Source organism: Peptoniphilus sp. SGI.035 (genome assembly GCF_050315115.1).
Lineage (GTDB): Bacteria > Bacillota > Clostridia > Tissierellales > Peptoniphilaceae > Peptoniphilus_A.
Genome location: NZ_JBNPOJ010000033.1, coordinates 1 through 7,548 on the forward strand (window position 1 = coordinate 1; position 7,548 = coordinate 7,548).

General features: G+C 31.9%; 8 protein-coding genes and 1 riboswitch. All 8 genes read left to right on the forward strand.

The window, feature by feature from the left end:
* Positions 1–80: 80 nt before the first annotated feature.
* Positions 81–193: riboswitch (FMN riboswitch) on the forward strand.
* Positions 194–245: 52 nt separating this feature from the next.
* The 8 genes from ACQRC6_RS09395 (at position 246) to ACQRC6_RS09430 (ending at position 7,475) form a co-directional block, all read left to right on the forward strand.
* Positions 246–851 (forward strand): ECF transporter S component, encoded by a 606-nt coding sequence (locus tag ACQRC6_RS09395; protein WP_427848688.1) that lies wholly within the window; start codon positions 246–248, stop codon positions 849–851.
* A 101-nt stretch (positions 852–952) separates the two neighbouring features.
* Complete coding sequence (locus ACQRC6_RS09400; RefSeq protein WP_427848689.1) at positions 953–2,077, forward strand: pyridoxal-phosphate-dependent aminotransferase family protein; 1,125 nt, start codon at positions 953–955, stop codon at positions 2,075–2,077.
* A gap of 173 nt (positions 2,078–2,250) precedes the next feature.
* Entirely contained in the window at positions 2,251–3,144 is an 894-nt protein-coding gene (murB, locus tag ACQRC6_RS09405; RefSeq protein ID WP_427848690.1) for a UDP-N-acetylmuramate dehydrogenase, read from the forward strand.
* A gap of 19 nt (positions 3,145–3,163) precedes the next feature.
* Positions 3,164–4,030 (forward strand): RNase adapter RapZ, encoded by an 867-nt coding sequence (rapZ, locus tag ACQRC6_RS09410; RefSeq protein WP_427848691.1) that lies wholly within the window; start codon positions 3,164–3,166, stop codon positions 4,028–4,030.
* Positions 4,015–4,983 (forward strand): gluconeogenesis factor YvcK family protein, encoded by a 969-nt coding sequence (locus tag ACQRC6_RS09415; RefSeq protein WP_293559596.1) that lies wholly within the window; start codon positions 4,015–4,017, stop codon positions 4,981–4,983. Before rapZ ends, ACQRC6_RS09415 begins: the two co-directional genes overlap by 16 nt.
* Before the next feature lie 45 nt (positions 4,984–5,028).
* The gene (gene fni / locus ACQRC6_RS09420; RefSeq protein WP_320850181.1) at positions 5,029–6,045 is read left to right on the forward strand and encodes a type 2 isopentenyl-diphosphate Delta-isomerase; all 1,017 of its coding nucleotides are present in this window, start codon (positions 5,029–5,031) and stop codon (positions 6,043–6,045) included.
* Positions 6,046–6,567, forward strand: coding sequence for a HutD family protein (locus ACQRC6_RS09425; RefSeq protein ID WP_427848692.1), 522 nt, complete (start codon positions 6,046–6,048; stop codon positions 6,565–6,567). It begins immediately after the preceding gene.
* A gap of 158 nt (positions 6,568–6,725) precedes the next feature.
* A complete protein-coding gene (locus tag ACQRC6_RS09430) occupies positions 6,726–7,475 on the forward strand; it encodes a DNA/RNA non-specific endonuclease (RefSeq protein ID WP_427848693.1) in 750 nt (249 codons plus the stop codon).
* Positions 7,476–7,548 lie beyond the last annotated feature (73 nt).

Consider the following 7,548-nt stretch of genomic DNA (forward strand, 5'->3'; position numbering starts at 1 on the left):
TAATTAAGATAGATTAAGTATAAAATCCTTGCAAAAAATTTAACAAGTGTTATAATTAAATTAAGAAAAAAATAATAATTTTAAATCTTCAGGGAAGGGTGTAAGTCCCAACCGGCGGTAAAGTCCGCGAGCGAAAGCCGAATTGGTGTGATTCCAATACCGACAGTAGAGTCTGGATGAGAGAATGATTTAAACTTTCATGCCCCGAAGGTTCGGGGTTTTTTAATGCCCCAACAGGAGGTAAAATGAATAAAGTAAACTCAAACGCGATGATAAGAACGAAAGACATGACAAAAATTGGAATGCTATCTGTAGTTGGTTTTATATTGATGTATTTTCAATTGCCGCTTACCTTTGTAGCACCACCATTTATGAAGCTAGACATATCAGATTTGCCAGTTCTTGTTGGCGCCTTTACAATGGGACCAGTTTTTGGAATAATGATTGCAGCGTTAAAAAATATTCTTGCGCTAATATTTAAAGGCACAATGACAGCAGGCATTGGTGAACTATCAAACTTTATAGTTTCAGCAACTTTTGCCTTTGTATCAAGTTACATCTACAGAAAACATAAAACATATAAATGGGCAATTCTTTCACTAACAGTAGGAGTTCTTTTTATGACAGTTCTTGCGATGATGTCAAATTATTTTGTAGTATTTCCACTTTATGGTAAAGTAATGCCAATGGACGCTATAATAGCAATGGGATCAGCCATCACATCAAAAATCACAGGACTTTTCACAATGATGATTTATTCTGTGCTACCCTTCAATTTAATTAAGGGATTCACAACATCAGCTATGATGATGTTAGTTTATAAAAAAGTTAGCCCACTATTTAAAAGTTAATTGATTTTTAATAAAGTTTATTGCAAGTTGTCTTTTGACAGCTTGTTTTTTTGTGTTCATATAATATAATTTAATCAAAAGAAAAAAAGAGGGGTATAAAAATGAAAATTTTATGTGCAGGACCAACGTCAATCGATGAAGAAGTAATGAAATTAATGGGAAAATCTCTCACAAATCCTGACATCGATCCAGAGTACGAAAAAATACATAGAAGAGTAGAAAGAAAAATATCTAAACTTTTAAAAACGGAAGCTACTTCTTTTATCATGCTTGGAGAAGGCATGATTGGTCTTGAAGCAGCTATATGTAATTTAGTGGAAGCAGGAGATAGAGTTCTCGTGCTAAATAACGGAGTTTTTGGGGCAGGATTTGCCGATTTCGTAAAATTTTATGATGGTGTGCCACAAATTTATGAAGACGATTTTAGACGTGGCTTCAACATAGAAAAATTAAAAGAATTTTTAGCAAAGGATCACGACTTTAAAGTTGCTACAATGGTACATTGCGAAACTCCATCAGGAATAACAAACGACGTAAAGAGTATTTGCAATCTCCTACATTCCTACGGAATACTTACAGTTGTAGACACAGTATCAGGCATGGGAGGAGAAGATTTTGACTTTGACGATTATAAAGTGGATATAGCTCTTGGGGGAAGTCAAAAATGTATATCAGCGCCCACTGGGTTAACACTTGTAACAATTTCAGAAGACGCAAAAAAGGCGATAGCAAACAGAAAAAAACCAGTTCCAAGCTATTATATGAATTTTCTAAACTATTACGATTATTCCGATGGATTTGCTTTTCCATACACAATGAATGAAAATCTAACTTATGCGTTAGACCTTGCCCTTGATAAGCTTTTCGAAAAGGACTCCATAGCATTACACAAAAAATACGCAGAAGTAACGAGAAAAATATTTGAAGATGCAGGCTTTGAACTTTACGCGAAGGATTCAAGAGCTAATACATTAACGGCAGTAATGGTGCCAGAAGGATTTATAGCAGAAGACATATTAGAAGCACTTAGAAAAAAAGGAATATTAATTTCAAAGGGAGCAGGGGACATCTTTGAAAAAGTTTTTAGAATAGGGCACATGGGAAATAATATCTCTTACGAAAATTTCTTAGAACTTTTTCAAAAGCTAGATGAAGTGTTTAAAGAACTTGGCATTAAAACGAAAATTTCTTTGAAAAAAGAATTTGAAGAATTAATGAAAAAATAAAAATTTAATCTATCTCTTCTAATATATAATTAGAAAAATTATAGCAAAATCCATACTTTTATAAAGATAAAATAGTATTATTTTGAGATAAATTAAACCTGATGTTTTGTTTAAAGTTTATCATTTATCTTCTTTAATGATATAATAAATTTAATAATATTTTGAGGTGTTTTATGGATTTTAATATAAATGAAGATTTGGGAGATTTTTTTTACAACGAGCCAATGCTAAACCATACATCTTTTTGTGTTGGCGGACCTGCTAAATTATTGATAAAGCCAAAGAACGAAGATTCTCTCATTGAAATTATGAGAGAAATTAAAAGAAATGATTATAAATTTTATATTCTTGGAAATTGCACAAATGTAATTGTAAAAGATAATGGATTTGATGGCATTATTATTAAATTAAAAAACAAGTTAAATGACATAAAAAAAGTTGGCAATACAGAAATTTATGCAGGTGCTGGAGTGAGTCTTAAAAAAGTTAGTGAATTTGCAATGGAAAATTCTTTAACTGGTCTTGAATTTGCACATGGCATTCCTGGCTCTCTTGGCGGTGGTGTTGTAATGAATGCTGGTGCCTACGATGGCGAGATTAAAAATGTTATAAAAAGTGTTAGACTTCTTGATGAAAATTTAAAGATTATTGAACTCTCAGCCGAAGAAATGAATTTTTCTTACAGACATTCTCTAGTACAAGAAAGAGATTTAATTGTTCTCGGCGCAACCTTTGCTCTTTCTCATGGCGACAAAAATGTGATAAAAGAAAAGTACGAGGAATTTGACAGAAGGCGTGCAGAAAAACAGCCTCTCGACAAGCCTTCAGCAGGTTCGACTTTTAAGAGACCAACAGGATATTTTGCGGGAAAATTAATTGATGATTCTGGGCTAAGGGGTTTTACTCATAATGGAGCAGGTGTTAGCGAAAAGCACTGTGGATTTGTTGTGAACAAAGACCATGCAAGTGCCAAAGATGTTCTTGAAACCATTGAAATTGTGCAAAAAGTTGTGCAGGATAAATTTGGCGTAAAAATGGAGCGAGAAGTTAAAATTATTGGTGATTGATTTGAATTTTGGTGATTAAATGGAACTTATAATTATTACTGGGATGAGTGGATCGGGCAAGTCCTATGCTCTAGATGTTTTTGAAGATTTAGGTTATTATGCAATGGATAATCTAGCACCAGCTCTGCTTCCAAAATTTTGTGAAATGGCTCTAGACGCAAAAAGTAAAAATTTCGATAAAGTTGCTGCTGTTGTCGATCTTAGAAGCGGTGAGTTTTTTAATTCTTTTTTCTCTGCTTGTGAAGATTTAAAGGGAATGAATGTAAAAACTAAACTTTTATTCCTCTATGCAGACATGGAAACTATTATTGCAAGATACAAGGAACTTAGAAGACCACATCCAATGAATAGTTCCATTGTCGAAGGTTATAAATTCGAGGAAGAGACCCTTGAAAAAGTAAAAAAAGGTGCTGATTTTGTAATTGACACAACAGGTCTTTCTACTAAAAACTTGAGAACTCAACTTATGGCCTTTGTATCTTACAATGAAAAGGACAATTTTGCCATTGAAGTTTCTAGTTTTGGTTATAAAAGAGGGATTTTAAAGGATGCTGATATTGTTTTGGATGTTAGATTTTTGCCAAATCCTTTTTATATTAAAGAGTTGAAGAGTTTAAATGGGAAAAGTGAAGAGGTCAAAAATTATGTAATGAAATTAGATGTTACAAAAGAGTTTATCAAAAAGACTATTGATTTACTTGAATTTTTGATTCCAAATTATATGGCAGAGCAAAAGAGAGTCCTTACAATTGGAATTGGTTGCACTGGTGGTTTTCACAGGTCAGTAGTAATTGCTGAAGAAATTGGAAGAATTTTAAAAGAGGAATACAAATCCACTTATGTATCTCACAGAGATATGGAGAAAAATTTATGGAAAAAAAGATAGCAGTTCTTGGTGGAGGTACAGGAATCTCCACTATTTTGCGTGGGCTAAAATATTATACAAAAAATATTTCTGCGATTGTATCCATGTCCGATGATGGAGGTGGAAGTGGAATTTTAAGAGAAGAACTTAATATTTTACCACCAGGTGATGCAAGGAGATGCCTTATTGCACTTTCAAATGCTGATGAAACATTAAAAGAATTATTAAGTTATAGATTTAATTCAGGAACTCTAAAAAATCAAAATGTTGGAAATATTTTGATTGCGGCACTGACAGATATTTTTGGGTCCTTTGACAGGGCTCTTATAGAAATGAGCAGCGTATTTAATGTTACTGGAAAGATTATACCTGTAACCTTAGATGAGACTCATTTAGTGGCAGAATTTCTTTCAAAGGATAAAGTTGTGGGCGAGTCTTATATTCCAAAAATGTGTTATAGGCTTAATACTAGGATCGAAAAAATGAGTATGATTCCTCATTATCCAAGTGCAAACAAAGAGGCTTTAAAGGCTATTTTAGATGCCGACATAGTAATTATTGGGCCTGGTTCACTTTATACATCTATTATTCCAAATTTTTTAGTTGCAGGAATAGATGAAGCATTAAGAGATACAAGGGCTCACATAATTTATATTGCCAATGCAATGACGCAAAGAGGTGAGACAAAAAACTATTCATTAAGGGATCACTTCGATGCAATTTTAAAACATTCAAATTATGAGTTCATAGACGAAGTAATTGCCAATGATTTTAGAGCAACAAATGATGTATACCAATATTATTATAGTAAAGAAGAATCTACACCAATTTTTGCGACAGATGAGGATAGGATTTATTTTAAAGAGAAAAATGTAGAGTTAACTGAGGGAAAGTTCATCGAAATAAAAGATGGTTTTATTAGACATGATGGCAACAAAATAGGAGCTAGTATTTTTAAAACTCCTTTGTTGTAAAAAAAATTATAAAATGATATGATTTATTTGTTAAAGGAGGATATGATGAGGAAATATAGAAAGACAGAACATATAGAAAACTTTCTTCGCTCCACTTATGTCGGCGATGCACTTTTTTCTGATATCTTTTTGTATAATGACTCTATTCCAGAGATAAATTACGACGAAATTGATACAAGTGTTGATTTTTTAAATAAAAGAGTAAAATTCCCGTTGATGATTAATGCCATGACAGGTGGCAGCAATCTTTCAGAGGAAATAAATAGAAATCTTGCAAATGTTGCATTGGAATTTGATTTACCAATGGCTGTTGGTTCACAGACAATTGCACTAGAAGATGAAGATTCAAGAAAATCCTTTGAAATAGTTAGAGAAATTATAAAAGATGGAATTGTAATTTCAAATTTAAGTGGATTTTCAAGTGTTGAAGATGCAAAAAAAGCCGTAGAACTTTTGCGAGCTGATGCAATTCAAATTCACTTAAATCCTGCACAAGAATTGGTTCAAACAGAAGGGGAGAGAAATTTCTGTGGCATTCTTAAAAATGTTGAGGAAATCGTAAAAAAATCTGAAGTACCAGTTATAGTAAAAGAAGTTGGCTTTGGAATGTCTCCAAAAACTGTAAAAAAATTATATGATGTTGGAGTTAGATATGTGGATATATCTGGTTACGGTGGCACAAATTTTTTTGAAATAGAAAACTTGAGAGATCCAAATTCTGATATATCAGATTTATTTTCATGGGGAATACCTACTGCTTTGTCGCTAATAGAAGCAGATAGACTTAAACTTAAAGATTTATATATAATTTCTGCAGGCGGAGTAAAAAATTCTATGGACGTAGTAAAAAGTATAGTAGCAGGAGCTTCTATGGTTGCAATTAGTGGTGAAATACTTTCTTACATCGTTCGTGGCGGTTATGAGTACACATTAAAATATATTGACGGAATAATAGAAAAAACCAAGATGTTAATGATGCTTTCTGGTGCAAAAAATATAGCTGAGTTACAAAAAGTCGACTATAAAGTTACAGGAAAACTAAAAGAATTATTGGAGGGCTAAATGAAATTTCTAAAAAAAGAAGAGTTTAAAGATTCAAAGTGGTCTGCTGGAGTTACGACAGAAGTTTTTATATATCCAGAAGATGCAAGCGTTGGCGAAAAAAACTTCGATTTTAGAATTTCCAGCGCAACTTGCAACGAAAAAGTTTCAAATTACACGCCTTACACAGGATTCAACAGATACATCACACCAATTGACAATGTGATGAATATAGAAACTTCTGACAAAAAATTCAAATTAAACCCCTTTGAAGTTTTATTCTTTAATGGAGGTGATGAGACAAAATCATCGGGAGATGTTAGAGATTTTAACTTGATTTACAAAAAGGGACTTGATGCAAAAATGTATGCCCTAAATATCAATAATTTTGAATTTGCTACAAAAAATCGAGCAGTAATATTTAATTACGATGCCGATTTAAAAGTGGAAGGAAAAGTTTTTGAAAAATTTTCTGCAATTTATCTTGAAAGTGAAAAGATTGAGATAAAGGGAATAGGAAAAATTATAATTTGTGAATTTTAATTTAATATTTAATTTGATTGCAAAGGCCCTCTTAATATTAATTTAGTAGAGGGTTTAATTTTTGAAAATTATTTTTAAGATTTAAAAAATTAGATATTATGGAATTGTCTATTGTTTAAAGCAATGTGATATTTATCTTGAATTTTGGGAGTGTAATATTGAATAAAAACAAAAAATCAAAAGTAATTGCTATTATATTTGTTTTATTTGTCGGATTTTTATTTGCTAATGATAATTTCATCAGACATGATAGCAATTATAATGGAAACTTTTTAAATAAAATTGAGAATTTTCTGGATATTTTTGGAAATGACTATGAGGTAACAGCTAATAGTCCCTACTATAAAATAGATAAAAATCCACCTCAGTTTTCAGAAAAGGATTTAAAAATGGAGCCTGACTTTTCAAATTACTCGGAATTAGATGAGCTCAATAGAGTTGGACAAGCCAATGCCCTTATTGGACCAGACTCTATGCCAAAAGGTCCGAGAGGAGATATTTCAAAAGTTTATCCAACGGGTTGGCATCAAAAATTTTATAAATTTGTTGATGGCGGAGCAGTTTACAATAGATGTCATTTAATTGCGTATCAATTGACGGGAGAAAATGATAATTGGAAAAATTTAATGACGGGCACGAGATCATTTAATACTAAGGGAATGCTTCCCTTTGAAAACTCTGTTGCAAATTACATAAGAGATACTGGAAGAAAGGTTAGATATAGAGTAACGCCGATTTTTGTTGATGATGAATTGGTGGCACGAGGTGTAATTATGGAAGCTTACAGTATTGAAGATGGTGGCAAAAAAATTAACTTCAGAGTTTTTGTCAGAAATATTGAAGAAGGCATAAAAATAGACTATAAAACTGGAAGAACAAGAGTAGATAAAAATAATATTGTTAAATAATTGAAACAAATCTTTAAAAGCCCACTGTGGCTTTTATTTTTATGTGAATTAAAATAGGAAATTTAAATAAAAT